This window comes from Cupriavidus pauculus, assembly GCF_002858765.1.
Taxonomy (GTDB): Bacteria; Pseudomonadota; Gammaproteobacteria; order Burkholderiales; family Burkholderiaceae; genus Cupriavidus; species Cupriavidus pauculus_B.
Genome location: NZ_PJRP01000005.1, coordinates 84,529 through 110,331, shown reverse-complemented (window position 1 = coordinate 110,331; position 25,803 = coordinate 84,529). Strand labels below are relative to the sequence as shown.

Below are 25,803 nucleotides of genomic sequence, written 5' to 3'. Positions count from 1 at the left end.
CGGGAAGCCGCCATTGTAGAGCCCCGCCCGCCCCAAGGCTTGTCCCGGGCCGGCCCGTTCAGCGGGCTCTTTTAATCCGCGCGGCCATCCCCAATTACGCACATTCAGCAGGAGACCCCATGGCGCTTTACCAGCTCGGCGATACCGCCCCGAAAATCCACGAAGATGCCTACGTGGCGGCGGAAGCCACCATCATCGGCAACGTGACGCTCAAGGCGCGTGCCAGCGCCTGGCCGGGTGTGGTGATTCGCGGCGACAACGAGCCGATCGTGGTGGGCGAAGACACCAACATCCAGGAGGGCTCGGTGCTGCACACCGATCCGGGCCGTCCGCTGACGCTGGGCGACAAGGTGTCCGTGGGCCACCAGGCCATGCTGCATGGCTGCACCGTGGGTGAAGGCTCGCTGATCGGCATCCAGGCCGTGGTGCTCAATGGCGCCGTGATCGGCAAGGAATGCCTGGTTGGCGCCGGCGCCGTCATCACCGAGAACAAGGTGTTTCCGGACCGGTCGCTGATCCTGGGCGCGCCCGCCAAGGTGGTGCGCGAACTGACCGATGCCGACGTGGCCAACCTCTATCGCAACGCCGAAACGTATGCGAAGCGGCAGGCCGTGTACAAGACCGAACTCAAGCGTATCGGCTGACCGCCCCGTCCCGCCGATCCGCCGACTTAACCGCTAGACAGAACCGTGACCGCTTCCTCGAATCCCGATACGCTTCAGAAATTCCTGTTCGATGCCGCCCCCGTGCGTGGCGAACTGGTCCGCATCGAATCCACCTGGCAAGAGGTGTTGAACCGCCATGCCTATCCGGAGCCGGTGCGGCGCGTGCTGGGCGAGATGATCGCGGCCGCGGCGCTCCTGTCGGCCAATCTCAAGTTCAATGGCGCGCTGGTCATGCAGGTACACGGCGACGGGCCGGTGCGCATGCTGGTGGTGGAATGCCTCTCCGACCTGTCGCTGCGCGCCACGGCCAAGATTGCCGAAGGCGCCGAGATTGCCGACGACGCCACGCTCAAGCAGCTCGTGAACGTGCACGGCAAGGGCCGCTTCGCCATCACGCTCGATCCGCAGGACAAGCTGCCGGGCCAGCAGGCCTACCAGGGCATCGTGCCGCTGGCCGACGAACACGGCCCGCTGGCTACCATGACCGAGGTGCTCGAACACTACATGCAGGCTTCCGAACAGCTCGACACACGCCTGTGGCTGGCGTCGAACGATCAGGTGGCGGCCGGCATGCTGCTGCAGAAGCTGCCGTCGTATGGCGGCACGGCCGGGGCGCAGATCGGCGAGACCGGCGGGGCGCTGACCGACGAAGGCGAAGGCCAGGACCTGGATACCTGGGATCGTGCCTGCCAACTGGGCGCCACGCTGAAGGAAGACGAACTGCTGGCCGAATCGCCGGAAACCCTGCTGCGCCGCCTGTTCTGGGAAGAACTCCAGAATGCCGGCCTGCGCGTGTTCGAGCCGATGACACCGCACTTCCAGTGCTCGTGCTCGCGCGAAAAAGTGGCGGGCATGCTGCAGACGCTGGGCCAGGAGGAGATCGAAGGCATCATCGCCGAGCGCGGCGAAGTGGAAATCCACTGTGATTTCTGCGGCCAGCGCTACGCGTTCGACCCCGTGGACGCGGCGCAGCTGTTCACCGCGCCAGTGGCTACCGGCGCCGGCGAGGGTGCGAATCAGCAGCATTGAGGCACCACCCGCCCCTTTTCGGAAGATCGGGGACGGAAAAACCATCGGTCCGCCTACCGTGCGGAACCACACACACGGGTGGTCGGGTCCAAAGGCATGCTTGTTCTTCAGCTGCTCGAACGGAGTCCGATATGACAGCGACCATTCGATCCAGACCGTCCCTTGCCTTGGCCGGCGTACTGGCACTTGCCAGCCTGATTGCCGGCTGCGCGGCGCCCGTGCCGCGCAGCCCCGACGGCGTGCCGGCTACGGCACGGTTGCCGGACCACGCCATTCCTCCCGCCCCGCTTAACGACGCCGAACGCCAGAGGCTGGGCGCGCTGAACCAGCAGATCCTTCAGGAACAGGCCACGGTGATGGCCAACCAGCAGTCGGCGGCCGCTTGGAGCCGCGCGTCGTACTACCCGAACACGAGCGTCAACATGTTCTACAACGGTTGGGGCGGCGGCGGAGGTGGCTGGGGAGCCGGCGTAGGCTTCGGCTTCCCGGGGTACGGCTACGGGGGTTATCCGTACGGCGGCTGGTGGTGATACTTGCGGCGTGCGGCTTCAAAAACGATACCGGCCGCGTTGCGCGGCCGGACAAAATGCCTGATGACGCCTGCTGGATGACGTCTAGTGACCGCCGCGTCCGGCGACGGAATTGGCGGGCGGCGGCAGCGGCGGCGTGGCGCTGACCTTCGGGGCCGGGGCCACGAACTGGACGAACACCTCGTCGTCCTTGACCATGCCCAGCTCGTAGCGGGCGCGTTCCTCGATGGCACCCGTGCCATCCTGCAGATCCTTCACTTCCCCTTCGAGCTTGGCATTGCGCAGTTTCAGCGCCTGGTTGTGCGTCACCTGCTCACCCACGTGGCGATTCAGGTCCCAGACGCGCAGCCAGCCGCCCTTGCCCAGCCAGAGCGGGTACTGAATGGCCAGCAACAGCACGAACAACAGCAGGGAAATCAGGCGCATTGGGGCAAAAGGCGCAACGGGAAGATGGCGTGGTCGGAGGTTTCCGATGGGCACCAATGATCCATCATGCGGCGGCAGATTGCAAAACAAAAGACGCTACAAAGCGCAACAACGGTGCGTCCGGCAGCCAATATCGGCACAATCGCCACACCAGATAGCAAAAAACGCCGCCCCGGCGAACCGGAGGCGGCGTTTTTCGTTGGCTTGCCGACAGCGTGGGCCGACGGCAGGCTCAGGGTATCAGCGCAGGTTGTAGAACGCGCTCTTGCCCGGGTACGTAGCGATATCGCCCAGATCTTCCTCGATACGGATCAGCTGGTTGTACTTGGCGATACGGTCCGAACGCGACAGCGAGCCGGTCTTGATCTGGCCAGCGTTGGTGCCCACGGCGATGTCGGCAATCGTGCTGTCCTCGGTCTCGCCCGAACGGTGCGAGATCACGGCCGTGTAGCCGGCACGCTTGGCCATTTCGATGGCGGCGAACGTCTCGGTCAGCGTACCGATCTGGTTGATCTTGATCAGGATCGAGTTGCCGATGCCCTTGTCGATGCCTTCCTTCAGGATCTTGGTGTTGGTCACGAACAGGTCGTCACCCACCAGCTGCACGCGCTTGCCGAGCTTGTCGGTCAGCGTCTTCCAGCCTTCCCAGTCGCCTTCGGCCATGCCGTCCTCGATCGACACGATCGGGAACTTGTCGCACAGGTTGGCCAGGTAGTCGGCGAATTGCGTCGACGACAGCTTCAGGCCTTCGCCTTCCAGCGCGTAGACGTCTTCGGCCTCGTGGTAGAACTCGCTGGCGGCGCAGTCCAGCGCCAGCAGCACGTCTTCACCCACCTTGTAGCCAGCCTTTTCGACGGCCTGCACGATGGTGTTCAGGCACTCCTCGTTCGACGAGAAGTTCGGTGCGAAGCCGCCTTCGTCGCCCACGGCCGTCGACATGCCCTTGTCGGCCAGGATCTTCTTCAGCGCGTGGAACACCTCGGCGCCGCAACGCAGGGCTTCACGGAAGCTGGTCTGCGACACGGGCATGATCATGAATTCCTGGATGTCCAGGCTGTTGTTGGCGTGCGCGCCACCGTTGACGATATTCATCATCGGCACCGGCATCTGCATCGCGCCCGAACCGCCGAAGTAACGGTACAGCGGCAGGCCAGCCTCTTCGGCAGCGGCCTTGGCCACGGCCATCGACACGGCCAGCATGGCGTTGGCGCCCAGGCGGCCCTTGTTCTCGGTGCCGTCCAGTTCGATCAGCGTGCGGTCCAGGAACGCCTGCTCGGAAGCGTCCAGGCCCATGATGGCTTCGGAGATTTCGGTGTTGATGTGCTCGACGGCCTTCAGCACGCCCTTGCCCAGGTAGCGCGACTTGTCGCCGTCACGCAGTTCGATGGCTTCGCGCGAGCCCGTCGATGCACCCGACGGCACGGCGGCACGGCCCATCACGCCGGATTCCAGCAGCACGTCGCACTCGACCGTGGGATTGCCGCGCGAATCCAGCACCTCGCGACCGATGATATCTACGATTGCACTCATATTTCCTCTCAGGACTGTTGAATCTTCGTGAATCTTCTACGTGCCAGATGACGGGTGGAAGTCTCAGACGCCTTCCACGACGATCATGTTCATCTTTGCAGCATGCTCGCGGGATTGGCGGGCCGCCAGGTATTCCTCGCTGGCGTAGAAGGCCTTGGCAGCCTCGTAGCTCGGGAATTTCAGCACCACCACGCGCGTCGGCGCCCATTGCCCCTCGAGCGGCTCGGTCTTGCCGCCCCGCACCAGCACTTCCGCGCCGTGGGCCCGCATGGCCCGCGTGGAAAGCACCTTGTACTGCTCGTATTGCTGGGGATCCGTCACGTCGACGTACGCGATGATAAGGCCGGCGGCCATACGCTATCTCCGAATCTTTTGTATTGTCTTTCGATACCGGTGCGTCAGGGTCGATTCACGCTCACACCCGAATTGACACGTCCGGAAGCGACACCGCCCGCGACGGGCGCGGGCGGCGGGTACTGCTGGCTGGATCAGGCGCAGGCCGGCCAGCCGAAGTTGTCTTCGAGGAAGCCGGCGCGCTTGACCAGGGTATCCAGGTCCTTCAGCACGGCCAACAGTTCCTTCATGCGCGACAGCGGCACCGCGTTCGGGCCGTCGGACATGGCCTTACTCGGGTCCGGATGGGTTTCCATGAACAAACCCGCCACGCCTGTGGCCACCGCGGCACGCGACAGCACCGGCACGAACTCGCGCTGGCCGCCCGAGCTGGTGCCCTGGCCACCTGGCAGTTGCACCGAGTGGGTGGCATCGAACACCACCGGGGCACCGGTCTCGCGCATGATCGCCAGCGAGCGCATGTCCGACACCAGGTTGTTGTAGCCGAAGGAAACGCCACGCTCGCAGGCCATGAACACGTCATCGGGCAGACCGGCCTCGCGGGCCGCGTCACGCGCCTTGTCGATCACGTTCTTCATGTCGTGCGGCGCCAGGAACTGGCCCTTCTTGATGTTCACCGGGCGTCCGCTCTGGGCGCATGCACGGATGAAATCAGTCTGGCGGCACAGGAAGGCCGGCGTCTGCAGCACGTCCACCACGGCGGCAACGGGCTTGATCTCGTCGATCTCGTGAATGTCCGTCAGGACGGGCACGCCGATTTCGCGCTTCACGGTGGCCAGGATTTCCAGACCCTTCTCCATGCCGAGACCACGGAACGACTTGCCCGACGACCGGTTGGCCTTGTCGAACGACGACTTGTAGATGAACGGGATGCCCAGTTCACCGGTGATCTGCTTCAGTTCGCCGGCGGTGTCCAGTGCCATCTGTTCGGACTCGATGACACACGGGCCGGCGATCAGGAAGAACGGCTTGTCGAGGCCGACGTCGAATCCACACAGTTTCATGGCTTGTCTCCTTCGTCGCGACGCGTCAGACGCCCTTGCGCTGCTGCGAGGCCAGCGCGGCTTCCACGTAGGCCTTGAACAGCGGATGGCCGTCACGCGGGGTCGACGTGAATTCCGGGTGGAACTGCACGCCCACGAACCACGGGTGCATCGACGCGGGCAGCTCCATCATTTCCGGCAGGTTTTCGGTCGGGGTACGGGCCGAAATCACCATGCCGGCCTTTTCGAGCTGGGGCACGTAGTGATTGTTGACCTCGTAGCGATGGCGGTGACGCTCGTTGACTTCGGCGCCGTAGATCTGCGAGGCCTTGGTACCCGGCTCGATCGGCACCCGTTGCGCGCCAAGGCGCATCGTGCCACCCAGGTCGGATTCGGCCGAACGCTGTTCCACCTTGCCCTCGCGGTCAACCCATTCGGTGATCAGTGCCACCACCGGATGTTCGGTCTCGACGTTGAATTCGGTCGAGTTGGCGTCGTTCATGCTCGCCACGTGGCGCGCGAACTCGATCACGGCCAGCTGCATGCCCAGGCAGATGCCCAGGTACGGAACCTTGTTCTCGCGGGCGTACTGGATCGCGCGGATCTTGCCTTCCGTGCCGCGCTTGCCGAAACCGCCCGGCACCAGGATGGCGTCCAGCGGCTGCAGCACTTCGAGGTGCCCCGATTCCAGTTCCTCGGAATCGATGTACTCGATGTTGACGCGCGTGGCGGTATGCATGCCGGCGTGGCGCAGGGCCTCGATCAGCGACTTGTACGACTCGGTCAGGTCCACATACTTGCCGACCATGCCGATCTTGATCTCGTGCTGCGGGTTTTCCTGCGCGTTGACCAGCTTCTGCCACATCGACAGGTCGGCCGGCTTCGGATCCAGGCGCAGTTCCTCGCAGATCAGGCGGTCCAGGCCCTGCTCGTTGAGCATCTGCGGGATCTTGTAGATGCTGTCGGCATCCCACACCGAAATCACGGCGTCCTGCGGGATATTGGCGAACAGCGAAATCTTGGCGCGCTCGTCGTCCGGGATCGGACGGTCGGCGCGGCACAGCAGCGCCGTCGGCGAAATGCCGATTTCGCGCAGCTTCTGCACCGAGTGCTGGGTCGGCTTGGTCTTCAGCTCGCCGGCGCTGGCGATGAACGGCACCAGCGTCAGGTGAACGAACGCGCAATGGTTGCGGCCCATGCGCAGGCTCATCTGGCGGGCGGCTTCCAGGAACGGCAGCGATTCGATATCGCCCACCGTACCGCCGATTTCCACCAGGGCCACGTCGGCCTTGCCGTCGTGCGAAGCGGCCGCGCCGCGTTCCACGAATGCCTGGATCTCGTTGGTGATATGCGGAATCACCTGCACGGTCTTGCCGAGATACTCGCCGCGGCGCTCCTTGCGGATCACCGACTCATAGATCTGGCCAGTCGTGAAGTTGTTCGACTTGCGCATCTTGGCCGACACGAAGCGCTCGTAGTGACCCAGATCCAGGTCAGTTTCGGCGCCATCCTCGGTCACGAACACCTCGCCATGCTGGAAAGGGCTCATCGTGCCGGGGTCGACATTGATGTAGGGATCGAGCTTGAGGAGGGTGACTTTGAGGCCGCGCGACTCGAGAATGGCCGCGAGCGAAGCAGCAGCGATGCCCTTGCCGAGAGAAGAGACGACGCCACCGGTGACGAAGACGAATTTGGTCATAAACCGAGCTTGCCGGGGAAATCGGGATTATACATGAGAGCCCGTCCGCCGCCGACCCGGATTTTGTGACAGGGCAGTGTCCGTGATGCCCCGCCCCGCCGCTGCGGCGCATGCGCCGCTCCGCCCCTTGCCCGTCTTCAGTGGCCGCTCTGGCGCATCTGCCCGATCAGCTCGCTCACGGTCCCAGCCGTTTCCAGCGGCCGCTCCATCGGATAGAGATGCCCGCCCTCAATGAAGCGCAGACGGTCCCCCACCAGCTTGCGCGTGGCGCCCAGCCCCACCTGCCGGACCTCGCGCGACTTCGTGCCGGCAATGAAGCCCACCGGCACCGGCGCGCCATGTGCGACGCGCCGGCCCAGGCTGGTGGGCAGCGTGCGATAGATGCGGTATTCCACGTCCCGATCGAAGCGCAGGCGGCGCTCGGCGGCGCGGCCGGTCGGCTCGGTGCCATGCTCGGCGTAGTCGCGCAGCACATCGGGGTCCCAGACCTGGAAATTGCGCTTGGCCTGGAAGTGGGTCCAGACGGATTCGGTGTCGGGCCAGTGCGTGCGGCGGTTCTTGGTCACGGCGGCCGGGCTTGGCTTTTCGTCCAGGCCCAGCACCTGAGACGCCCGCAGCAGCGAAGCCCGCCAGCCGGCGATGATCGGCGAATCGAGCATCACCACGCCGCGCACGCGCTGCGGTTCGCGCAGCGCGGCCATCAGCGACAGGAAGCCGCCCAGCGAATGCCCGACCAGCCAGACCTTTCGGCTATCGGCACCCACGCGGCGGGCGCGCTCGATTTCACGTAGCAGTTCGTCCACCAGATTGGGCCATTCGCGCGTGACCGGGTACTTCGGATCGTGGCCGTAGCGTTCGACGGCGCGGATCTCGAAGGTATCTTCCAGCGCGCCGAACAGCTTGCGGTACGTGGAGACGGGAAAGCCGTTGGCGTGGGAGAACAGCAGGATGTCGCGCATGAGACAAGTGCAATGGGAATGTGGCAGTCGCAGCAGAGTGTACTGCGACGCCCGACATTCGACGCCCGCGCCGGCGCGAACCCGGTAGACGTTTCCCTCTACCGGTCGCGGCGTGCGCGCACGGGCTGGCCCCAGCGATCCGCTTCGTCGCGTGCCAGCGGAAACTCGGCCGGCTCGGCGGCATCCCATTCGGGATTGCTGATCTCGCCGAACACCTGGCGCAGGCGCTGGCCCCAGGTGTCACGGATCATGCGGAAGTACGCGTTCTTCTCGTCGATGTTGACGAAGCGCGTCACGCGCAGCGAATCGGCTTCGTACACCAGCAGGTCCAGCGGCAGGCCCACCGAGATATTCGACTTGAGCGTGGAGTCCATCGAGATCAGCGCGCACTTGGCGGCTTCGCCCAGCGGCAGCGACGGCGACACCACGCGGTCGACGATCGGCTTGCCATACTTGGCCTCGCCAATCTGGAAGTAGCAGTTCTCGGGCGACGCCTCGACGAAATTTCCGGCCGCATAGATATTGAACAGCCGCGTGCGCTCGCCGCGGATCTGGCCGCCGAAGATCATGCTGACGTTGAAGTCAATGCCGGCCTCGCGCAGCGCGTGGGCATCGCGCTTGTGCACGGCGCGCACGGCATCGCCGACGATGGTGGCGGCCTCGAACATGTCGCGGGCGGTCCACAGCGAACGCTTTTCGTCGCGCGCCTCGGCCAGCAGTTGCCGCACAGACTGGCTGATCGCCAGGTTGCCGGCGGTCATCAGCACCAGCACGCGGTCGCCCGGCTCTTCGAAAACGGTCATCTTGCGCGCGGTGGAAATGGCATCCACCCCGGCATTGGTTCGGGAATCGGACAGGAAAACCAGACCGGCATCCAGCCGCATCGCTACGCAGTACGTCATGAACAGGTGTCTTGTTGGGGCGCCGCGACTCCGGCGAGACGGCAAATTTGCATTCTAGCCGCTCGGCAAAACGCCACGCCGTTTGAATGCCCGGGCGGTCGCTCAGGCAGCGGGCGTGATCGCGATATCGACGTCGAGCGTTTCGCCCGCGCCACCCTCCAGAATGCCCCGAATTGGTGCAGCCGACGCATAGTCGCGCCCCACGGCGAGCCGCACGTGGCGGGCGTCCGTCACACATCGGTGCGTCACGTCGATGCTGCACCAGAGGCCCCGGCTGGCATCCAGGCAGACGTCGGCCCAGGCATGGCTGGCCAGCGCGGTAGCGGCCGGATCGTAGAAGTAACCGCTGACATAGCGCGCTGGAATGCCCAGCGCCCGGCACGCGGCCACCATCACCTGCGCCTGGTCCTGGCAAACGCCGCTGCCCATCTGGAAGGCCTGGGCCGCCGACGTGCCAACATCCGTCGTATTGGCCTGGTAGCGGACGCGATCGGCAATGCCGCCCGCCAGGGCCAGCAACGCCGGCACATCGTGGCCGGCCGCCACGTAAGGCGCGGCAAACGCCTGCATACCGCTGGGAGCCTGCGTAAGAGGCGTAGTCGACACAAAATAAAGCGGCGACACGCGCGACTCGCCAGAGTCCGGCAGATCGACGAACGCATGGTGCGCGGCGTGCTCGCCAACCCCACCCTGCACTTCCACCTCGCCGGTGGCGGTGATGGCGATCGTACGGGCCGGTCCGGCCATGGTGAAGTTGTGAACGATATTGCCGAAGCCGTCACGCGCCTCGGTCAGGTTGCCCGGCGCCGAAAGCTGCCAGTCCTGCACCGATTGCAGCGGCCCCGAGCGCGGCGCCAGCCGCAGCTCGTGCACGCTGCGGCGCACCGGTTCGGTGTATTGATAGACGGTCTTGTGGTGGATCCTGTATTTCACGATGCGTATCGCGCGCCCGGCACGGCACCTGCCGGTGCTTTCCTCGCCCGACGCGTGATGCGCCGGGCACATCCATGACGATTCAGGCGGCCAGCAACGGCACGAGGAAATCCCGGCTGATGCCATTGCCGAGATCGCCGATGCGCTCCAGGAAGCTGGTCAGGTAGGCGTGCAGGCCGACGGCGAAGATATCGTCGATGCGCGCGTATTTGAGGTCAGCGTGGAGTTTACCAGCCTGGCGCTCGGTCTCCGACGATTGCTGGTTGGCCACCAGCGCCAGGATCGCCACCACTTCGTCCAGGCTCGACACCAGCGAGCGCGGCATGTCCGGCCGCAGGATCAGCAGTTCGGCCACGCGCTGGGGCGTGATCACGGCACGGTAGATCTTGCGGTAGACCTCGAAGCCCGACACCGACCGCAGCACGGCCGCCCAATGGTAAAAATCGTTCTGCTCGCGGTTCGGATCGCTGTCGTCGCGGCCCGACGCCTGGAACTTGACGTCCAGGATCCGCGCCGTGTTGTCCGCGCGCTCCAGGAACGTGCCCAGGCGCATGAAGTGGAACGCGTCGTCCTTGAGCATGGTGCCGAACTGCACGCCGCGCGCCAGGTGCGAACGGAACTTGACCCACTCGAAGAAGCGCGATGGATCGTCGTGCAGGTCGCCATCGGCAATCAGGCGCTGCACGTCCAGCCACGTGGTGTTGATGGTTTCCCAGACCTCGGTGGTCAGCGACCCCCGCACCGCCCGCGCGTTCTCGCGCGCCGCGCGCAGGCAGCTCATGATCGACGACGGGTTGGTCATGTCGCGCACCATGAAGTCGATCACGTCGTCACGGTGCAACAGGCCGTACTTGTGGTCGTAGGCCTGGGTCAGCTCGGAGATGTCGAGCATCGCCCACCAGCCCTGCTCGGCCACTTCGGCCGATTGCGGCAGCAGCGAGGTCTGGTAGTTGACGTCGAGCATGCGCGCGGTGTTTTCCGCGCGCTCGGTATAGCGGGCCATCCAGAACAGGTGGTCGGCGGTTCGGCTCAGCATGATGGGTTCTCCCGGCGATCAGTGTGTTCGGCTTCAGCGTTCCAGCACCCAGGTGTCCTTGGTGCCGCCGCCCTGCGAGGAATTCACCACCAGCGACCCCTCGCGCAGCGCCACGCGCGTCAGCCCGCCCGGCACCATACGTACCTCCTTGCCCGACAGCACGAACGGCCGCAGGTCGATATGGCGCGGCGCGATGCCCGATTCCACATAGGTCGGGCACGTGGACAGCGCCAGCGTGGGCTGGGCGATGTACTGCTCGGGCCGCGCCTTGACCACCTCGCGGAACTGGTCGATCTCGGCCTTTGTCGCGGCCGGGCCCACCAGCATGCCGTAGCCGCCGGCGCCGTGGGTTTCCTTCACGACGAGGTCGGCCATGTGGTCTAGCACGTATTGCAGGTCGTCGGGCCGCCGGCACATGTAGGTGGGCACGTTCGACAGGATGGCCTCTTCGCCCAGGTAGAACCGGATCATGTCGGGCACGTACGGATAGATCGACTTGTCGTCGGCCACGCCGGTGCCAATGGCATTGGAGATCGTCACGTTGCCGGCGCGATAGACCGACAGCAGCCCCGCCGCGCCCAGCGCCGAATCGGGCCGGAACACGAGCGGATCGAGGAAGTCGTCGTCCACGCGGCGGTAGATCACGTCGATCCGCTGCGGCCCCTGCGTGGTGCGCATGTAGAGGTGGTCGTCCTCGACGAACAGGTCGCTGCCTTCCACCAGTTCCACGCCCATCTGCTGGGCCAGGAACGCGTGCTCGAAGTACGCCGAGTTGTACATGCCCGGCGTGAGCACGACCACGGTGGGATCGGCGATGTTCTGCGGCGAGACGCTGCGCAGCATGTCCAGCAGCAGGTCGGGATAGTGGGCCACCGGCGCCACGCGGTTGCGCGCGAACAGGTCGGGGAACAACCGCATCATCATCTTGCGGTTTTCCAGCATGTACGACACGCCCGACGGCACGCGCAGGTTGTCTTCCAGCACGTAGAACTCGCCTTGGCCCGCGCGCACCACGTCGATGCCGGCCACGTGGGCGTAGATGTCGCGCGGCACGTCGATGCCGAGCATCTCGGGCCGGTACTGGGCGTTGTTGTAGATCTGGTCGGGCGGAATCACGCCGGCGCGGATGATGTCCTGCCCGTGGTAGATGTCGTGGATGAACCGGTTCAGCGCCGCCACCCGCTGGCGCAGGCCGCGCTCCAGCGTGGCCCACTCGCTCGCCGGGAACACGCGCGGGATCACGTCGAACGGAATGGTCCGCTCGGTGCCGCTGTTGGACTCGTCCTTGTCGCCGTAGACGGCGAAGGTGATGCCCACGCGCCGGAAGATCAGGTCCGCCTCCGCGCGCTTGTTGTCCATGGTGGACACGGACTGCCGGCCCAGCCAGTCCGCAAAACTTCGGTAGTGGGACCGGACCGCCCCTGGCGGCAACACCTGCCCGGCCTCGACGGCCGTCACCGTGCCGTCCTCTCGCCCTTCCAGCATCTCGTCGAAAAACCGCGCCGCCATGATGGCCGCTCCTTCGTGGAAATGGGCGCCTGCCGCGGTCCGTGCCGCCTGACTACTCCTCGGCCTTGCTGCACGGCAATACCGCCGGCCACCCGTTTATCGATGCCTCGTCGAGTCGACGCTTCCAGCATATCCGCACCGGCAAATCCCGCAAGGGGTTGCATGCACAAGACATGCGCCGGTACGCAAAACGGTTTAGCAAGATGCTTGCCAGCCACGCGTGGCCGGCCATGGTGCAGGGGTCAGTGCGCGGTCTTCGCCTGGCCGGTGCAAGAAACCGACTCCGGCGGGCATTTGGTCAAGATGTCCTCGACCAGCACCTCGGGCGCGCGGCGGATATCGAGCACCAGCGCGTCCTGGGGCTCTTCCAGGGTATCGAACTGGCTCTGCAGCAGCGCCGGATTGAAGAAGTGGTCGGCGCGGGCCGACAGCCGGCCGCCGATCGTCGCGGCGTCGCCCTTCATGAACACGAACGTCACGCCGCCATCGGGGGGGGTCAGGCGGTCGCGGTAGGTCTGGCGCAACGCCGAGCAGGTGAACACATGGGTGCGCCCCTCGGCGCGGGCCGTATCGATGGCCGCGCGCATGGCGGCCAGCCACGGCCAGCGGTCTTCGTCGGTCAGCGGCACGCCGTCGTGCATCTTGGCCTTGTTGGCCTCGCTGTGAAAGGTGTCGGCATCATGGAAGCCGCAGTGCAACTGCTGCGCCAGCAACTGGCCCACGGTGGTCTTGCCGCTGCCGGAAACGCCCATCAGGATATAGATCATGTCTGCTCCATCGAACATGGTGTCGGGTGGTATTGCCACCCTTGTCGGTAGCCGCCGGCCACGCGTCGGCGTGGCCCGGCAGTGCCCCGGGGCACCAGCGCCGCGGGGAATACGGGATGTCTGAAAGCGAGTCGGGCCTGGACGTCCGCCTATTGTGCGACGGCGGACGCGGTTTTGACAGCCGCACCGGACGTGGCCGACGTGGCAATCGCCGGGGCATCGGCCTCGGACAGGTCGAGCGCGCTGCCACCCTCCTCGGCAATGCGGGCATGGCGCCGGAACAGTCCGAACAGGCCACGGCCCATGCTGAAGTCCGCGAAATCGTCGGCCGGCGCCGGTGCCGGCGTCCGTGCGGCGAAATCTGCCTGGACGCCGGCATCGCCTACCAGTTCAAGCGTACCGGCCATGGCGTCGACGCGAATGACGTCGCCGTCACGCACGCGGGCCAGCGGGCCACCCACGAGCGCCTCCGGGCCCACATGGATCACGGCCGGCACCTTGCCCGACGCGCCCGACATGCGGCCATCAGTGACCAGCGCCACCTTGTGGCCGGCGTCCTGCAGCGCGCCCAGCGCCGGGGTCAGCCGGTGTAATTCGGGCATCCCGTTGGCATTCGGCCCCTGGAAGCGCACCACGGCCACCACGTCGCGATTGAGTTCGTCGGCCTCGAACGCGGCCTGCAGCGCCTCCTGCGAATCGAACACGCGCGCCGGTGCCTCCACGACCCGATGCTCGCTGGTCACGGCCGAGACCTTGATCACGCCACGCCCCAGGTTGCCGGCCATCAACCGCAGGCCTCCTTCGGCCGAGAACGGCGCCGATGCCGGCGCCAGCACGGCGGCGTCGCCGCTGGTAGCCGGGCCGTCGCGCCAGCGCAGCGCGCCATCGGTCATGACCGGCTCTTCGGTGTAGCGCGCCAGGCCGCGGCCCACCACGGTGTTCACATCCTCGTGCAGCAGGCCCGCTTTGAGCAGTTGGCCGATCACGTAGGCCACGCCGCCCGCGGCATGGAAGTGGTTCACGTCGGCCGAGCCGTTCGGATAGACGCGCGCCAGCAGCGGCGTCACGCCCGACAGGCGGTCGAAATCGTTCCAGTCGATCACGATGCCCGCGGCACGTGCCATGGCCACCAGGTGGATCGTGTGGTTGGTGGAGCCGCCCGTGGCCAGCAGCCCGACCATGGCGTTGACGACGGCCCGCTCATCGACGATCTGCGCCAGCGGCGTGTACTCGCGGCCCCGCGCGATCAGCGCCAGCGCCCGCTGCGCCGCCGCCGTGGTCAGCGCATCGCGCAGGCCGCTGTCCGGATGCACAAACGCTGCGCCCGGCATGTGCAGGCCCATGATTTCCATCAGGAACTGGTTGCTGTTGGCGGTGCCGTAGAACGTGCAGGTGCCGGCGCCATGGTAGGCCGCGCATTCGGCTTCGAGCAGCGCATCGCGCCCGATCTGCCCTGTGGCATAAAGCTGGCGCACGCGCGCCTTTTCCTTGTTCGACAGCCCCGAGGCCATCGGGCCGGCCGGCACGAACACCACCGGCAGGTGGCCGAACTGCAGCGCGCCCATCAACAGGCCCGGCACGATCTTGTCGCAGACGCCCAGCATCAGCGCGGCATCGAACGTGTTGTGCGACAGCGCCACGGCAGTGCTCATGGCGATGGCATCGCGCGAGAACAGCGACAGCTCCATGCCGGCATTGCCCTGCGTGATGCCGTCGCACATCGCCGGCACGCCGCCCGCTACCTGCGCCACGGCGCCGACCGCACGCGCGGCCTCGCGGATCACGGCCGGATAGCGCTCGTAGGGCTGGTGGGCCGACAGCATGTCGTTGTAAGCCGTGACGATGCCCAGGTTGGGAGCATGTTCCACGCGCAGCTTGAGCTTGTCGTCGGTGGGCAGTGCCGCGTAACCGTGGGCCAGGTTGGCGCACGACATGCCGCGCAGCGGCCCCAGGTCTTGCTGGGCGCGCTCGCATCGTGCCAGATAGGCGGCGCGGCTGGCGCGGCTGCGTTCGACGATGCGGTCGGTGACGGCCGAAACTTCGGCGCGGACGTGGCCCTTGGCGGCTTGGGTCATGGCGGAATGGATCCTCGTGGGGCGATCCGGACAACCGCGCGACAGGTTAGAACATGTCATTGCAGGCCACCGAATCTGTAGATTTTCTACATTATAGCCACGGCCAACACACAGCCGGAAGCCTTGTCATCGCGTAGAAATGGCGTTATGCGCGCAAATCCGGGTAAATCCTAGGATGAAAACCCAGTTTCGGGGGCTGCGAATCTGACAGGTGAATGTGTAGAATCTCTACATAATTCAAAGGCGCGGCCACCCACGGCCCGCGTCACAACTCCCACGCACCGTTTCCCGCACGACCTTCACCATGCGCGACAGAATCCTTGCCGTCTACGACACGCTACGCCCGTCCGAACGCCGGCTGGCCGACTATGTGGCCCGCCACGGCGCCAGCGTCATCCGGCTGACCATGCCGGAACTGGCCGAACGTGCCGGCGTTTCGCAGCCGACCATCGCGCGCTTCTGCGCCGCGCTTGGCTACGACGGCTTCAAGGAGTTCAAGCTCCAGTTCGCCCAGAACGTGGGCGGCGGCACGCCGTTCGTGCACCAGGACGTGGAAGCCAACGACCGCCCCGCCGACATCGCCGGCAAGGTGTTCGACCGCACCATCGCCACGCTGATGTCCGTGCGCAACGCGCTGTCCGCCGACCAGATCGAACACGCCATCCGCCTGCTGGCCAGCGCGCGGCGCATCGAGTTCTACGGCTGCGGCAACTCGGGCATCGTCGCGCTCGACATCCAGCACAAGTTCTTCCGCCTGGGCATTCCCACCACGGCCTACTCCGATTCGCACGTGTTCAGCATGTCCGCCGCGTTGCTGCGGCCGGGCGATGTCGCCGTACTGGTATCGAACAGCGGCCGCACCTGGGACATGCTGGCCGCCGCCACGCTGGCCCGGGGCAGCGGCGCCGGCGTCCTGGCGCTGACCCACAGCGGATCCCCACTGGCCAAGCTGGCCGACGTCTGCGTCTTCTCCGATGTCGAAGAGGACAGCGAGGTCTATACGCCGATGACGTCGCGCATCTGCCATCTGGTGCTGGGCGATGTGCTGGCCGCCGGCGTGGCACTGGAACGCGCCGATGCCGTGGCAGGCGGCCTGCAGCGCGCCAAGGCCCATCTGCGCGAGCGGCGCATTGCCGGCGCGGAACCGGCCGCGTTGGCGGACCAGGTGGACGACACCGGCGACGGCACCGAGCCAGTCGCCACCCGACCAGCAGCCCGGAAGCCAGCCAAGGTCCGCCAAGCCGCAGCCAAGCCCAGCGCAAGTACGAGCGCGAAGGCCAGCACCAAATCCCGCACCGGCCCCACGGTCAAGCCGACCAAGCCGAGCAAAAAGGCGCCCGCACGCGCTGACTGACGCGTATCAACGCGGCGCGGGCGGCCCATCGCGCCAGTAGCGCCGATAGCGCTGCCGATACGGCACGGCCTCACGCGCGTCGCCCGACGTCACGATCGATACCGCACCAGTCTCGTCCGTCCGATAGCGGGCGACCCCCGCCCGCTCGTAGTGCCGCCAGACGTCTTCGCGCGGATGGCGGTAGCGGTTTACAAACCCGAGCTGGAAAATCGCCAATTCCGGCCGTACAGCGCGCAGGAACGCCACATGCGATGACGTGCCACTACCGTGATTCGGCACCAGCAGGATGTCGGCACGCAACGCGTCCGGCGTATGTCGGCCGATCAGTCCCAGTTCCTCGCGCACACCAATATCCCCGGTCAGCAGCACGCTGCGCCGCGCCGTGGCCACACGCAGCACGCAACTGCGTGCATTGCTCTGGAGCCTGCCGGCGGCCAGTTCTTCCGTCGTGGGATGCAGGATATCGAACCGCACCCCATCCCATTGCCAGCCTGCGCCGCTCACGCACGGGTCCCAGTCGGCACCCACCCCGCCCGCCAACAGCCGATGCCCAGGCGGCGCGGCAGTCAGCCGCGACCCGATCGGCACCGCCTGCATGCCATCGCTCACGCCCCCGGCATGGTCGGCGTCTTCGTGACTGACCATCAGCATGTCCAGCCTGCGAACCCCCGACGCACGCAGGAACGGCACGACAACCTGCCCTCCGGCACTGGTCCCTGACACGTAGGCGGGACCGGCGTCGTACAGCAGCGCGTGCCGCCGCGTTTCCACCAGCACCGCCGTGCCCTGCCCCACATCGAGCGCCGTCACGCGCATCTCGCCTTCGGCCACTGCGGCGCGCCCCGTCATCAGTATCGGCAGCATCAGGCCGGCGCCAGCCCAGCGCGGGATTGGCCATCCGGTTCGCGGACTCGTCGTCCTTGGGCCAGTGGTTTGCAGCCGTTCGATTTGAGACCATCCGATGCGCGGCCACTTGATACGCGGCAACACGGCCCACGCTGGTGCGGCCATCCACGCCAACCCGCTCACCAGCCAGCCCAGCACGGCGTGCGCCACGGCCAGCAACGGTGTGGCAAGCGTCGTCGGCAGCGCGCCCCCCCCGCCAGCGCCATCGGCGTCACGAGAAGGCTCACCACCGGGATCGCCACCGCGTTGGCCACGCAGGACACCAATGACACCTGGCCGAACAGCAGCAGCGTCAGCGGCACAAGGCCGATGGTCACCGCCCACTGGGTACGCGCCGCGTCGACGACACCCGCGCGCAGCCGCGCCATTCGCCCCCGCTCACCTCGCGTGCCGTGCGCCGCTTGTTGATCCTCCGGATCGCGCGCATGGAGAAAGATCACCGCTACCGCACCGAAGGACAGCCAGAAGCCCGGCGACATGACCGCCCAAGGATCGATCGCCACCGCAATGCCGGCCGCCCACGCCAGCACCACCGACAGCGGCGTGGCCCGCCCGCTCCACAGCGCCAACGCCGCCACGACCAGCATCGCCACGGTGCGCAGCGCCGGAATCTGCATGCCGGCGATCCTGCCATAGCCGAGCGCGGCCAGCACGGTCACCACCAGCGCGGCCTTCTGCGCCGGCCACACCAGCGGCAACGGACGGCGCAGCCGCCGCCCCGCACGTATCCGGTGGCATGCACGCCGCCGGCCAGCAACCAGTACGCATAGTCGAGGCCGTGCGGATTTGCCAGCCCGCGCGGACGGCGCAGGCGCAGGCGCACGGCAAGGCGGTAGCGCTGGCCCGGCCGCAGCCGACCCGCCTCAACAGACTCGCTGGATGCAACGGCGTCGCCGGACACCTCGTCGCGCCAAGTCAGCAGCAGCCGCTCCGGTAGCCCGTGTCCCGCCGGGCCGTCCGGCTAGCGCTCGACGCGGAACAGGAAACGCGTGCCGTGCGGCGCGGCATCGGGCAGCCCCGCGACGATGCCTTCCACCACCAGATCCTTGCCCGCCATATCCGATGGCAGCCAGCGGTCGATGCGCGAATCCGCGCGCCAGGCGGCCCAGCCCAGGCCGACCAGCAGCGCCAATGCGGCGCCCAGTACCAGCCGCCCGCGCCGCGCCCATCGGCCAGGCAAGCGCGCCGATGCCCATGTCACGCCAGTCAGCCCCACCGCAACCGCCGACCCGGCAAGCCATTCGGCGCGCCCCGGCAGCGCGCCCTGCTGTTGCAGCAGCCAGCACCCCGCCACGAACGCCAGCAACAGCAAGCGCATAAAGCCCTCGATCGATGTCACGAAGGGGGCTTTGTACCGTGCAAAGGAAGGGAAAAACGTGTCCGAATGATGCGCCGTTGTGTCAATACGTTAAATCTGCATCGACCCGGGCGGCCTGGCACCAGAACGGCACCATAAATGGCGAAAAAACGATGCCTACCGCGGCGCCATGATGTCCGCGAACGCGCCCAGGCGGGGCAACGCCGCCACGGAATTTCGCCACATGACGTCCGCCAGTGCGCGCTCCGGCAGACCTCGCAATTCGGCCATTACGCGCGCCACGCCGGCCACTTCGCCCGGGGTGTTGCGCGCCTTGTGCTGTTCGCCGAACTGGTCGTCGGACAGCCAGGCCGGGGCGATATCGGGGGCATCGGTTTCTAGCACGATGGCCTCGATGGGCAGCTCCGTGGCCAGGCGCCGGATCTGCTTCGCCCGCGAGAACGTCACGTTGCCGCCGAAGCCAAGCTTCATGCCGTGCTCGACATAGCGGCGCGCCTGCTCGTGGCTGCCGTTGAAGGCATGCGCGATACCCTGCCGCACGCCCACGCGGCGCAGGCCGGCATAGACCTGATCCTGCGACTTGCGCACGTGCAGCAGCACCGGAAGGTCGAATTCGCGGGCAATCTTGAGTTGCTCGGTGTAAAGCCAGGTCTGGTGCTGGGCGTCCAGGCCGGGCACGAAGAAATCGAGCCCGATCTCGCCGATGGCAACCAGGCGCGGATCGTCGATCGACGCCGCCACCTGTTGCCGCAGGGCGTCGAGATCGGCCTGCCCGGCACCCGACGTGCAGAGCGGATGGATGCCCAGCGCGTAGACACAGCGGGATCCCTCGCCGGCCAGCGCGCGCACGGCGTCGAAGTTCGACACCGCCACGGCCGGCAGCACGATGCCCGAGATGCCTGCGGCCACGGCGGCCTCGATCACGCCCTGGCGGTCGGCATCGAACTCGCGGGCGTCCAGATGACAATGGGTATCGATCCACATGGGATGGCGTCGCGGGTCAGCGTTCCTGGTGCAGGTGCCCGTCGCGCAGCCTGAACACGAGGTCGCAGCGGCCTGCCAGGTCCATGTCATGCGTCACGATCACGAAGCTCGTGCCCAGCGTACGCGACAGGTCAAGCATCAGGTCGTAGACGCCGCCGGCGGTGTGATCGTCCAGGTTGCCGGTGGGCTCGTCGGCCAGCACGCAGGCTGGCTGACCCACCAGGGCCCGCGCAATGGCCACGCGCTGGCGCTCGCCGCCCGACAGCTCGCCGGGGCGGTGTTTCGCGCGGCCACCCAGGCCCACGCGGTCCAGCACGGCCTGGGCCGCCTCGCGCGCCTGGCGCTCGGTCTGGCCGCGGATGCGCATCGGCATCGCCACGTTGTCGAGCGCCGTGAATTCCGGCAGCAGATGGTGGAACTGGTAGACAAAGCCCAGCGAGCGGTTGCGCACGATGTTGCGCTCCTTCTCGCGCAGCGACGTGAACGGCTTGCCCAGCAGCGCCACGCGACCGGCGTCGGGGTTGTCGAGACCGCCCAGCACATGCAGCAGCGTCGACTTGCCCGACCCCGACGCCCCCACGATGGCCACCTTCTCGCCGGCATTGACGCGCACATCCACGCCGCGCAGCACCTCCACATCGAGCCCGCCCTGCTGGAAGCGCTTGGTCAGCCCCTCGGCCACCAGCACCGGCGAGCCGCCGGTCTGGATCGATGCGGCGGGCACGGCCGCCGCGTCCGGAATCAGCGTCGTGTCACTCATAGCGCAGGGCCTCCGCCGGATTCACGCGGGCGGCACGCCAGCTGGGGTAGAGCGTGGCCAGCGTGGCCAGTACGAAGGAGATGATGCCGATCGTGGCGATGTCGTTCACGCGGGGGTCCGAAGGCAATTCGCTGATGAAATAGATGTCCTTGGGCAGGAACTGCACGTGCAGCACGCGCTCGATAAACGGCACGATCACGTCGATATTGGTCGCGATCAGCGTGCCGCCCAGCACGCCGAGCACCGTGCCGATGAAGCCGATGGCCACACCCTGGACGATGAAGATCTTCATGATCGAGCGCGGCTGGGCCCCCATCGTGCGCAGGATGGCGATGTCGGCCTGCTTGTCGGTCACGGTCATGACCAGCGTCGACACCAGGTTGAAGGCCGCCACGGCGATGATCAGCGTCAGGATGATGAACATCATGCGCTTTTCGGTCTGCACGGCGGCAAACCAGTTGCGGTTCTGGCGCGACCAGTCGCGCAGGTACAGGTCGCCGGACATGGTGGTGGACAACTCCTGCGCCACCTGCGGCGCGCGCTGCATATCCTGCAGCTTGAGCCGCACGCCGGTCGGGCCGTTCTGGCGGAACAGCAGTTCGGCGTCTTCCATGTTGATCAGCGCCAGCGCGCTGTCGAACTCATAGTGGCCGGACGAGAAGATGCCGACCACGGTGAACTGCTTCAGGCGCGGCAGGATGCCGGCCGGCGTGATGGTGCCCTGCGGCGCCACCAGCGTGACCTTGTCGCCCACGCGTACGCCCAGGGCGTTGGCCAGTTCGCCGCCCAGCGCAATATCGAAGCCGCCCGGCACCAGCGCGTTCATGCTGCCGGCGCGAAACTGGCTGCCGATTTCCGACACCTTGGGTTCCTGGCTCGGGTCCACGCCGCGCAGCAGCACGCCGCGTACGGCGTCGTCGCGCGTGAGCATGGCCTGCGCCGCCACATAGGGCGCGGCGCCGATCACTTCCTTGTTGCGCTCGGCTTCGGCGGCGGTCTTCTGCCAGTCCTGCAGCGGCCCTGCCCCGATGACCTCGATGTGCGACAGCACCGACAGCATGCGGTCGCGCACCTCCTTCTGGAAACCGTTCATGACCGACAGCACGACGATCAGGGCGGCCACGCCCAGCGCGATGCCGAGCATCGAGATCATCGAGATGAACGAAATGAACGTGTTGCGGCTGGCGCGCTTGCTTGCGCGGGTATATCGCCAGCCGATCTGCCACTCGTAAGGAAAGTTCAAGAGGAGTCCTGTTGTTCTGGAAACGCGTCGGCGCCAATTTTGCCACCCGGGGGTGACGGAAGACTGGCGCCGGCCAGCCGGAAGTTTACAATCTCGGCAACCATGATGACGCACCTGACCCTGATTGTGCCTTTTTCCGTCCCGCCTGGCGCCGGCGACGACGCCACGGACGATGTCGTCCCTGGCGCGCTGCTGCGCCAGTTGGAGTTGCCCGCGCTTGGAAAGTTGCTGACGCGTGCCACCCCGGGACCCCGCGAAGCGCACGACGATCCCTACCTGCGTACGCTGCCGCAGGAACGCTGGCTGGCCGGCCGTGCCGGCCTGGATACCACCCAGGTGCCGACTGCGCCCTTTATGCGGCTGGCCGACCGCGCCGCCGCTGGCCTGCCTGCCGAAGCCAGTCCTGACGCCGGCGCCGGCTGGGCCTGCCTGCAGCCGGTGCATATCCACGCCGCGCGCGACCACCTGGTGCTGATGCACCCCGACCAGCTCGACATCCGCGCCGACGAAGCCGACACGCTGCGTGCCGCCATCGCCGAACTGTTCGATGAAACCGGTATCCCGCTCGAAGCGCCCCACCCGGCCCGCTGGTATGTTCCCGAGGGCACCTTCGGCGAGCTGACGGCCACCACGCCGGTGCGCGCCACCGGCCGCAATATCGATATCTGGATGCAGGCCGGGCCGCGCGCCCGCGACTGGCGCCGGTTCCAGAACGAGATCCAGATGACCTGGCACGGCCATCCGGTGAACGACGCCCGCGAGGCCGAAGGCCGCCTGCCGGTCAATTCGGTCTGGCTGCATGGCGGCGGCAAGGCGGGCACCGCCCGCAAGCTGGCTGACACCGTTCTGACCGGCGACCCGTTCATGGCCGGCCTGGCGCTGGCCGCCGGCAGCCGGCTCGGCCCGCAGCCGACCCGTTTTGCCGACGTGGCGAATACCGACGGCAGCGTCATGTGCCTGCTGGACAGCGCCACCGAGGCCCATATCGCATCCGATTGGGGCCTGTGGCTGGAACGGATGCATGCGCTGGACGCCGAATGGTTCCAGCCTGTGCTCGATGCGCTGACCACCGGCCAGGTGCAAGCCATCACGCTGGTGCTGGGTGGCGAGAACCACTTTGCCGAATTCACGGTCACGCGGGCCGACCTGCGCAAGTTCTGGCGCGGCCTGGGCGCGCGCGGCGACTGGCGCGCGCTGCTGTCGAACCTGGCCATGGCCGCCTAGACGCCTGGATGCGCCCGAACGCCTGAACGCTACCGGAACAAAGATCATGACCCGGATTGCCATCCGCTCCTATTCCGACGACCACGCCAACGTGCTGGCCGCCGCCGGCCTGCACCCCACGCTGGCGCGCATCCTGTCCGCGCGCGGCGTGCTGGACCCGGCCGAACTGGCCACCGAACTGCCCGGACTGTTGCCGCCTTCCGCCATGAAGGGGATCGACCACGCCGCCGCGTACCTGGCCGACGCTATCGCCGCGCAACGCAAGCTGCTGATCGTGGCCGACTACGACTGCGACGGCGCCACGGCCTGCGCCGTGGGCGTGCGCGGGCTGCGCATGCTGGGGGCACAGGTGGACTACATCGTGCCGAACCGTTTCGAGTACGGCTATGGCCTGACGCCCGAGATCGTCGAACTGGCCGCGCAGCAGCGGCCCGACGTGATTGTCACGGTCGACAACGGCATCGCCAGCGTCGACGGCGTGGCGGCCGCCAACGCGCGCGGCATCGACGTGGTGGTGACCGATCACCACCTGCCGGGTGCCGTGCTGCCCGACGCCGCCGTGATCGTGAATCCGAACCAGCCCGGGTGCGAATTCCCGAGCAAGAACCTGGCAGGCGTGGGGGTGATGTTCTACGTGCTGCTGGCGCTGCGGGCCGAACTGCGCCAGCGCGGGGTGTACACCAAGGACACCCAGCCGCCGTTGCAGACGCTGCTGGACCTGGTGGCGCTGGGCACCGTGGCCGACGTGGTCAAGCTCGACGCCAACAACCGCATCCTGGTGGCGCAGGGCCTGAAGCGCATGCGCATGGGCCGGATGCATGCCGGCGTGGCCGCCCTGTTCCGGGCAGCTGGCCGCGAAGCCCCGCGCGCCAATACGTTCGACCTGGGATTTGGGGTAGGACCGCGCCTGAATGCGGCGGGCCGCCTGGCCGACATGTCGCTGGGCATCGAGTGCCTGCTGACCGACGACGCCAACCGCGCCTGGGAAATCGCCCAGGAACTGGACGGCATGAACCGCGAGCGCCGCGATATCGAGGCCGGCATGCAGCAGGAAGCGCTGCAGATCCTGGAGCAGCCGCTGGCCGGGCTCGATCCGGCGTCACGCTATACGGTGAGCGTGTTCCATGAGACCTGGCACCAGGGCGTGATCGGCATCGTCGCTTCACGGCTCAAGGAAAAATTCCACCGTCCGACCATCACCTTTGCGCCCGGCGACGACGAGCACGTCAAGGGGTCTGGCCGGTCGATTCCGGGCTTTCACCTGCGCGATGCGCTGGACCTGGTGTCCAAGCGCCATCCCGGCCTGCTGGTGAAATTTGGCGGTCACGCCATGGCGGCCGGCCTGACCGTGCGCACGAAGGATTTCGACACCTTCGTGGCGGCCTTCGAGGCCGTGGGCCGCGAATGGCTCAGTGAAGAGCAGCTGGCCCGCGTGATCGAGACTGACGGCGATATCGACGACGGCTGCTTCAGCCCCGAATTTGTGACCATGCTTGAGGGCCAGGTGTGGGGCCAGGGCTTTCCGCCGCCCACGTTCTCGGGCGAGTTCGAGGTGCTGCGCCAGACCGTGTTGAAAGGCAAGCACCTCAAACTGCAACTGGGCCGTGGCAGCCAGCGCTTCGACGCGATCTGGTTCAACCACGCCGACGCGCTGGACGGTGCCAGCGCGCTGGTGGCCTACCGGCTCGACAACAACACGTTCAACGGCGTGACGCGCGTGCAGCTGGTGGTGGAACACGCACAGTAGGCCAGCGTCACCCGGCCGCCCGGCGGCGCCGGGCCCGGGATGTTATCCGCGCGACGGCAGGTAGCTGGCCGGGTTCACCGGCTTGCCGTTGCCGCGCACTTCAAAGTGCAGTTCGTTGGCGTTGTTCATGCTGCCGATGTCCTGGCCGGCCGAAATCCGGTCGTTTTCCTTGACCAGCGGGCGGTCCAGATTGCCGTACACGGTCAGCCAGTCGTCGTTGTGCTTGATGATGACCAGTTGGCCGTAACCGCGCAGCGTACCCACGTGGATCGCCCAGCCGGGCGCCGCGGCGCGCACCTTGCCACCCGCGGGCACCTCGATACGCAACCCTTTCTCCGCCGGCGGCGCGAAGCTGCCTGTCACGCGGCCGTCAGCCGGCCATTGCAGGCGGATGGCGCTGGCGGGCGGCTTCGACGGCGTGGTGTCGGGGGCGGCGGCACGCGGGGCGGATGTGACGGCAGGCTTGTCGGCGGCCTTGGCGGCCGAGATGCCGGCGCCGGCCGGTGGCTTGACGCGAATCAGCTGGCCGACTTCGATCTGGCTCGAATCGGAAATGTTGCTCCAGCGCGCCAGATCGGCCACCGAGCGGTTGTGGCGCCGGGCGATCGAGTACAGCGTGTCGCCGCGCTCGACGCGGTAATAACCTTCGGGCGCGGGCTCGCTGGGCGTGGTGCCGCAGGCGGCCAGCATGGCGGCCAGCGAGATCGCGGCCAGACGCCCCAGCGTGCGCCGGCGCGCACCCTGCGGGCGCGTCACGTCGTGATGGACTGCGTGGATTCCTGTCATGCGTACGGGGAAACTCCTGATCGTGGCCGCTATTGTCGCCGAAGTTGGAACGAAACCTTGCGGCGAAAAGAGGGGAAAGTCACG

24 protein-coding genes and 1 pseudogene are annotated in these 25,803 nt (G+C 66.9%); 6 read left to right on the top strand and 19 right to left on the bottom strand.

The window, feature by feature from the left end:
- Positions 1 to 119: 119 nt before the first annotated feature.
- The 3 genes from CYJ10_RS13180 (at position 120) to CYJ10_RS13170 (ending at position 2,224) form a co-directional block, all read left to right on the top strand.
- Complete coding sequence (locus tag CYJ10_RS13180) at positions 120 to 644, top strand: gamma carbonic anhydrase family protein (protein ID WP_066738778.1); 525 nt, start codon at positions 120 to 122, stop codon at positions 642 to 644.
- A gap of 45 nt (positions 645 to 689) precedes the next feature.
- Positions 690 to 1,694 (top strand): Hsp33 family molecular chaperone HslO, encoded by a 1,005-nt coding sequence (hslO, locus tag CYJ10_RS13175; RefSeq protein WP_101681945.1) that lies wholly within the window; start codon positions 690 to 692, stop codon positions 1,692 to 1,694.
- 131 nt (positions 1,695 to 1,825) lie between these two features.
- Positions 1,826 to 2,224 carry a hypothetical protein gene (locus CYJ10_RS13170; protein WP_101681944.1) on the top strand — a complete coding sequence of 133 codons (399 nt, stop codon included), beginning with the start codon at positions 1,826 to 1,828 and terminating at the stop codon, positions 2,222 to 2,224.
- An 84-nt stretch (positions 2,225 to 2,308) separates the two neighbouring features.
- Here the strand turns inward: CYJ10_RS13170 and ftsB are convergent, their stop codons facing one another.
- The 12 genes from ftsB to edd form a co-directional block, all read right to left on the bottom strand.
- Positions 2,309 to 2,650 carry a cell division protein FtsB gene (gene ftsB, locus CYJ10_RS13165; RefSeq protein ID WP_101681943.1) on the bottom strand — a complete coding sequence of 114 codons (342 nt, stop codon included), beginning with the start codon at positions 2,648 to 2,650 and terminating at the stop codon, positions 2,309 to 2,311.
- A gap of 240 nt (positions 2,651 to 2,890) precedes the next feature.
- Positions 2,891 to 4,180: a phosphopyruvate hydratase gene (gene eno / locus CYJ10_RS13160; protein ID WP_101681942.1), complete on the bottom strand. Its 1,290-nt coding sequence runs from the start codon at positions 4,178 to 4,180 to the stop codon at positions 2,891 to 2,893.
- A gap of 63 nt (positions 4,181 to 4,243) precedes the next feature.
- The gene (locus CYJ10_RS13155; protein ID WP_101681941.1) at positions 4,244 to 4,534 is read right to left on the bottom strand and encodes a DUF1330 domain-containing protein; all 291 of its coding nucleotides are present in this window, start codon (positions 4,532 to 4,534) and stop codon (positions 4,244 to 4,246) included.
- Positions 4,535 to 4,668: 134 nt separating this feature from the next.
- Positions 4,669 to 5,538, bottom strand: a complete 870-nt coding sequence (kdsA, locus tag CYJ10_RS13150; RefSeq protein WP_066738786.1) for a 3-deoxy-8-phosphooctulonate synthase — start codon at positions 5,536 to 5,538, stop codon at positions 4,669 to 4,671.
- A gap of 25 nt (positions 5,539 to 5,563) precedes the next feature.
- On the bottom strand, positions 5,564 to 7,216 hold the full coding sequence (locus CYJ10_RS13145) for a CTP synthase (RefSeq protein ID WP_101681940.1): 1,653 nt from the start codon (positions 7,214 to 7,216) through the stop codon (positions 5,564 to 5,566).
- A 137-nt stretch (positions 7,217 to 7,353) separates the two neighbouring features.
- Positions 7,354 to 8,175 carry an alpha/beta fold hydrolase gene (locus CYJ10_RS13140; RefSeq protein WP_101681939.1) on the bottom strand — a complete coding sequence of 274 codons (822 nt, stop codon included), beginning with the start codon at positions 8,173 to 8,175 and terminating at the stop codon, positions 7,354 to 7,356.
- 98 nt (positions 8,176 to 8,273) lie between these two features.
- On the bottom strand, positions 8,274 to 9,077 hold the full coding sequence (locus CYJ10_RS13135) for a peptidase (RefSeq protein WP_101681938.1): 804 nt from the start codon (positions 9,075 to 9,077) through the stop codon (positions 8,274 to 8,276).
- Between the two features lie 102 nt (positions 9,078 to 9,179).
- A complete protein-coding gene (locus CYJ10_RS13130; protein ID WP_219621464.1) occupies positions 9,180 to 10,010 on the bottom strand; it encodes a transglutaminase family protein in 831 nt (276 codons plus the stop codon).
- 82 nt (positions 10,011 to 10,092) lie between these two features.
- Entirely contained in the window at positions 10,093 to 11,046 is a 954-nt protein-coding gene (locus tag CYJ10_RS13125) for an alpha-E domain-containing protein (RefSeq protein WP_101681936.1), read from the bottom strand.
- Positions 11,047 to 11,079: 33 nt separating this feature from the next.
- Positions 11,080 to 12,555, bottom strand: a complete 1,476-nt coding sequence (locus tag CYJ10_RS13120; protein WP_101681935.1) for a circularly permuted type 2 ATP-grasp protein — start codon at positions 12,553 to 12,555, stop codon at positions 11,080 to 11,082.
- A gap of 242 nt (positions 12,556 to 12,797) precedes the next feature.
- Positions 12,798 to 13,322 carry a gluconokinase gene (locus CYJ10_RS13115; protein ID WP_101681934.1) on the bottom strand — a complete coding sequence of 175 codons (525 nt, stop codon included), beginning with the start codon at positions 13,320 to 13,322 and terminating at the stop codon, positions 12,798 to 12,800.
- A 149-nt stretch (positions 13,323 to 13,471) separates the two neighbouring features.
- A complete protein-coding gene (gene edd, locus CYJ10_RS13110; RefSeq protein ID WP_101681933.1) occupies positions 13,472 to 15,397 on the bottom strand; it encodes a phosphogluconate dehydratase in 1,926 nt (641 codons plus the stop codon).
- Positions 15,398 to 15,701: 304 nt separating this feature from the next.
- Here edd and CYJ10_RS13105 point away from each other — a divergent pair, with 304 nt between their 5' ends.
- On the top strand, positions 15,702 to 16,751 hold the full coding sequence (locus CYJ10_RS13105) for a MurR/RpiR family transcriptional regulator (RefSeq protein WP_257993298.1): 1,050 nt from the start codon (positions 15,702 to 15,704) through the stop codon (positions 16,749 to 16,751).
- Positions 16,752 to 16,757: 6 nt separating this feature from the next.
- Here CYJ10_RS13105 and CYJ10_RS34700 read toward each other — a convergent pair whose 3' ends face one another.
- From CYJ10_RS34700 to CYJ10_RS13085, 6 genes and pseudogenes are all read right to left on the bottom strand, one after another.
- Positions 16,758 to 17,615 (bottom strand): ComEC/Rec2 family competence protein, encoded by an 858-nt coding sequence (locus tag CYJ10_RS34700; RefSeq protein WP_257993297.1) that lies wholly within the window; start codon positions 17,613 to 17,615, stop codon positions 16,758 to 16,760.
- A 161-nt stretch (positions 17,616 to 17,776) separates the two neighbouring features.
- A complete protein-coding gene (locus tag CYJ10_RS34695; RefSeq protein WP_257993323.1) occupies positions 17,777 to 18,346 on the bottom strand; it encodes a ComEC/Rec2 family competence protein in 570 nt (189 codons plus the stop codon).
- A pseudogene (locus CYJ10_RS34690) lies at positions 18,313 to 18,975 on the bottom strand (ComEC/Rec2 family competence protein). Before CYJ10_RS34690 ends, CYJ10_RS34695 begins: the two are co-directional and overlap by 34 nt.
- 156 nt (positions 18,976 to 19,131) lie before the next feature.
- Positions 19,132 to 19,959: a TatD family hydrolase gene (locus CYJ10_RS13095; protein WP_101681932.1), complete on the bottom strand. Its 828-nt coding sequence runs from the start codon at positions 19,957 to 19,959 to the stop codon at positions 19,132 to 19,134.
- Positions 19,960 to 19,975: 16 nt separating this feature from the next.
- The gene (locus tag CYJ10_RS13090) at positions 19,976 to 20,719 is read right to left on the bottom strand and encodes an ABC transporter ATP-binding protein (RefSeq protein ID WP_257993296.1); all 744 of its coding nucleotides are present in this window, start codon (positions 20,717 to 20,719) and stop codon (positions 19,976 to 19,978) included.
- The gene (locus tag CYJ10_RS13085; protein WP_101681931.1) at positions 20,712 to 21,962 is read right to left on the bottom strand and encodes a lipoprotein-releasing ABC transporter permease subunit; all 1,251 of its coding nucleotides are present in this window, start codon (positions 21,960 to 21,962) and stop codon (positions 20,712 to 20,714) included. Before CYJ10_RS13085 ends, CYJ10_RS13090 begins: the two co-directional genes overlap by 8 nt.
- A gap of 102 nt (positions 21,963 to 22,064) precedes the next feature.
- On the opposite strand from CYJ10_RS13085, the gene CYJ10_RS13080 reads away from it, so the two are divergent.
- Both CYJ10_RS13080 and recJ read left to right on the top strand, forming a co-directional pair.
- Complete coding sequence (locus tag CYJ10_RS13080; protein WP_101681930.1) at positions 22,065 to 23,186, top strand: hypothetical protein; 1,122 nt, start codon at positions 22,065 to 22,067, stop codon at positions 23,184 to 23,186.
- 46 nt (positions 23,187 to 23,232) lie between these two features.
- On the top strand, positions 23,233 to 24,933 hold the full coding sequence (gene recJ / locus CYJ10_RS13075; RefSeq protein ID WP_101681929.1) for a single-stranded-DNA-specific exonuclease RecJ: 1,701 nt from the start codon (positions 23,233 to 23,235) through the stop codon (positions 24,931 to 24,933).
- A gap of 42 nt (positions 24,934 to 24,975) precedes the next feature.
- Here recJ and CYJ10_RS13070 read toward each other — a convergent pair whose 3' ends face one another.
- Positions 24,976 to 25,710 (bottom strand): peptidoglycan DD-metalloendopeptidase family protein, encoded by a 735-nt coding sequence (locus tag CYJ10_RS13070; protein ID WP_374703263.1) that lies wholly within the window; start codon positions 25,708 to 25,710, stop codon positions 24,976 to 24,978.
- Positions 25,711 to 25,803: the final 93 nt, after the last annotated feature.

Bases quoted from the DNA above. Each gene is read 5' to 3' on its own strand.
- CYJ10_RS13170 (WP_101681944.1), top strand. From the start codon at position 1,826: ATGACAGCGACCATTCGATCCAGACCGTCCCTTGCCTTGGCCGGCGTA.
- CYJ10_RS13095 (WP_101681932.1), bottom strand. From the start codon at position 19,959: ATGTGGATCGATACCCATTGTCATCTGGACGCCCGCGAGTTCGATGCC.
- CYJ10_RS13145 (WP_101681940.1), bottom strand. From the start codon at position 7,216: ATGACCAAATTCGTCTTCGTCACCGGTGGCGTCGTCTCTTCTCTCGGC.
- CYJ10_RS13115 (WP_101681934.1), bottom strand. From the start codon at position 13,322: ATGATCTATATCCTGATGGGCGTTTCCGGCAGCGGCAAGACCACCGTG.
- CYJ10_RS13140 (WP_101681939.1), bottom strand. From the start codon at position 8,175: ATGCGCGACATCCTGCTGTTCTCCCACGCCAACGGCTTTCCCGTCTCC.
- CYJ10_RS13155 (WP_101681941.1), bottom strand. From the start codon at position 4,534: ATGGCCGCCGGCCTTATCATCGCGTACGTCGACGTGACGGATCCCCAG.
- CYJ10_RS13090 (WP_257993296.1), bottom strand. From the start codon at position 20,719: ATGAGTGACACGACGCTGATTCCGGACGCGGCGGCCGTGCCCGCCGCA.
- ftsB (WP_101681943.1), bottom strand. From the start codon at position 2,650: ATGCGCCTGATTTCCCTGCTGTTGTTCGTGCTGTTGCTGGCCATTCAG.
- recJ (WP_101681929.1), top strand. From the start codon at position 23,233: ATGACCCGGATTGCCATCCGCTCCTATTCCGACGACCACGCCAACGTG.
- CYJ10_RS34700 (WP_257993297.1), bottom strand. From the start codon at position 17,615: ATGCTGCCGATACTGATGACGGGGCGCGCCGCAGTGGCCGAAGGCGAG.
- CYJ10_RS13120 (WP_101681935.1), bottom strand. From the start codon at position 12,555: ATGGCGGCGCGGTTTTTCGACGAGATGCTGGAAGGGCGAGAGGACGGC.
- edd (WP_101681933.1), bottom strand. From the start codon at position 15,397: ATGACCCAAGCCGCCAAGGGCCACGTCCGCGCCGAAGTTTCGGCCGTC.
- CYJ10_RS13080 (WP_101681930.1), top strand. From the start codon at position 22,065: ATGATGACGCACCTGACCCTGATTGTGCCTTTTTCCGTCCCGCCTGGC.
- kdsA (WP_066738786.1), bottom strand. From the start codon at position 5,538: ATGAAACTGTGTGGATTCGACGTCGGCCTCGACAAGCCGTTCTTCCTG.
- CYJ10_RS13180 (WP_066738778.1), top strand. From the start codon at position 120: ATGGCGCTTTACCAGCTCGGCGATACCGCCCCGAAAATCCACGAAGAT.
- CYJ10_RS13125 (WP_101681936.1), bottom strand. From the start codon at position 11,046: ATGCTGAGCCGAACCGCCGACCACCTGTTCTGGATGGCCCGCTATACC.
- CYJ10_RS13105 (WP_257993298.1), top strand. From the start codon at position 15,702: ATGCGCGACAGAATCCTTGCCGTCTACGACACGCTACGCCCGTCCGAA.
- CYJ10_RS13135 (WP_101681938.1), bottom strand. From the start codon at position 9,077: ATGACGTACTGCGTAGCGATGCGGCTGGATGCCGGTCTGGTTTTCCTG.
- eno (WP_101681942.1), bottom strand. From the start codon at position 4,180: ATGAGTGCAATCGTAGATATCATCGGTCGCGAGGTGCTGGATTCGCGC.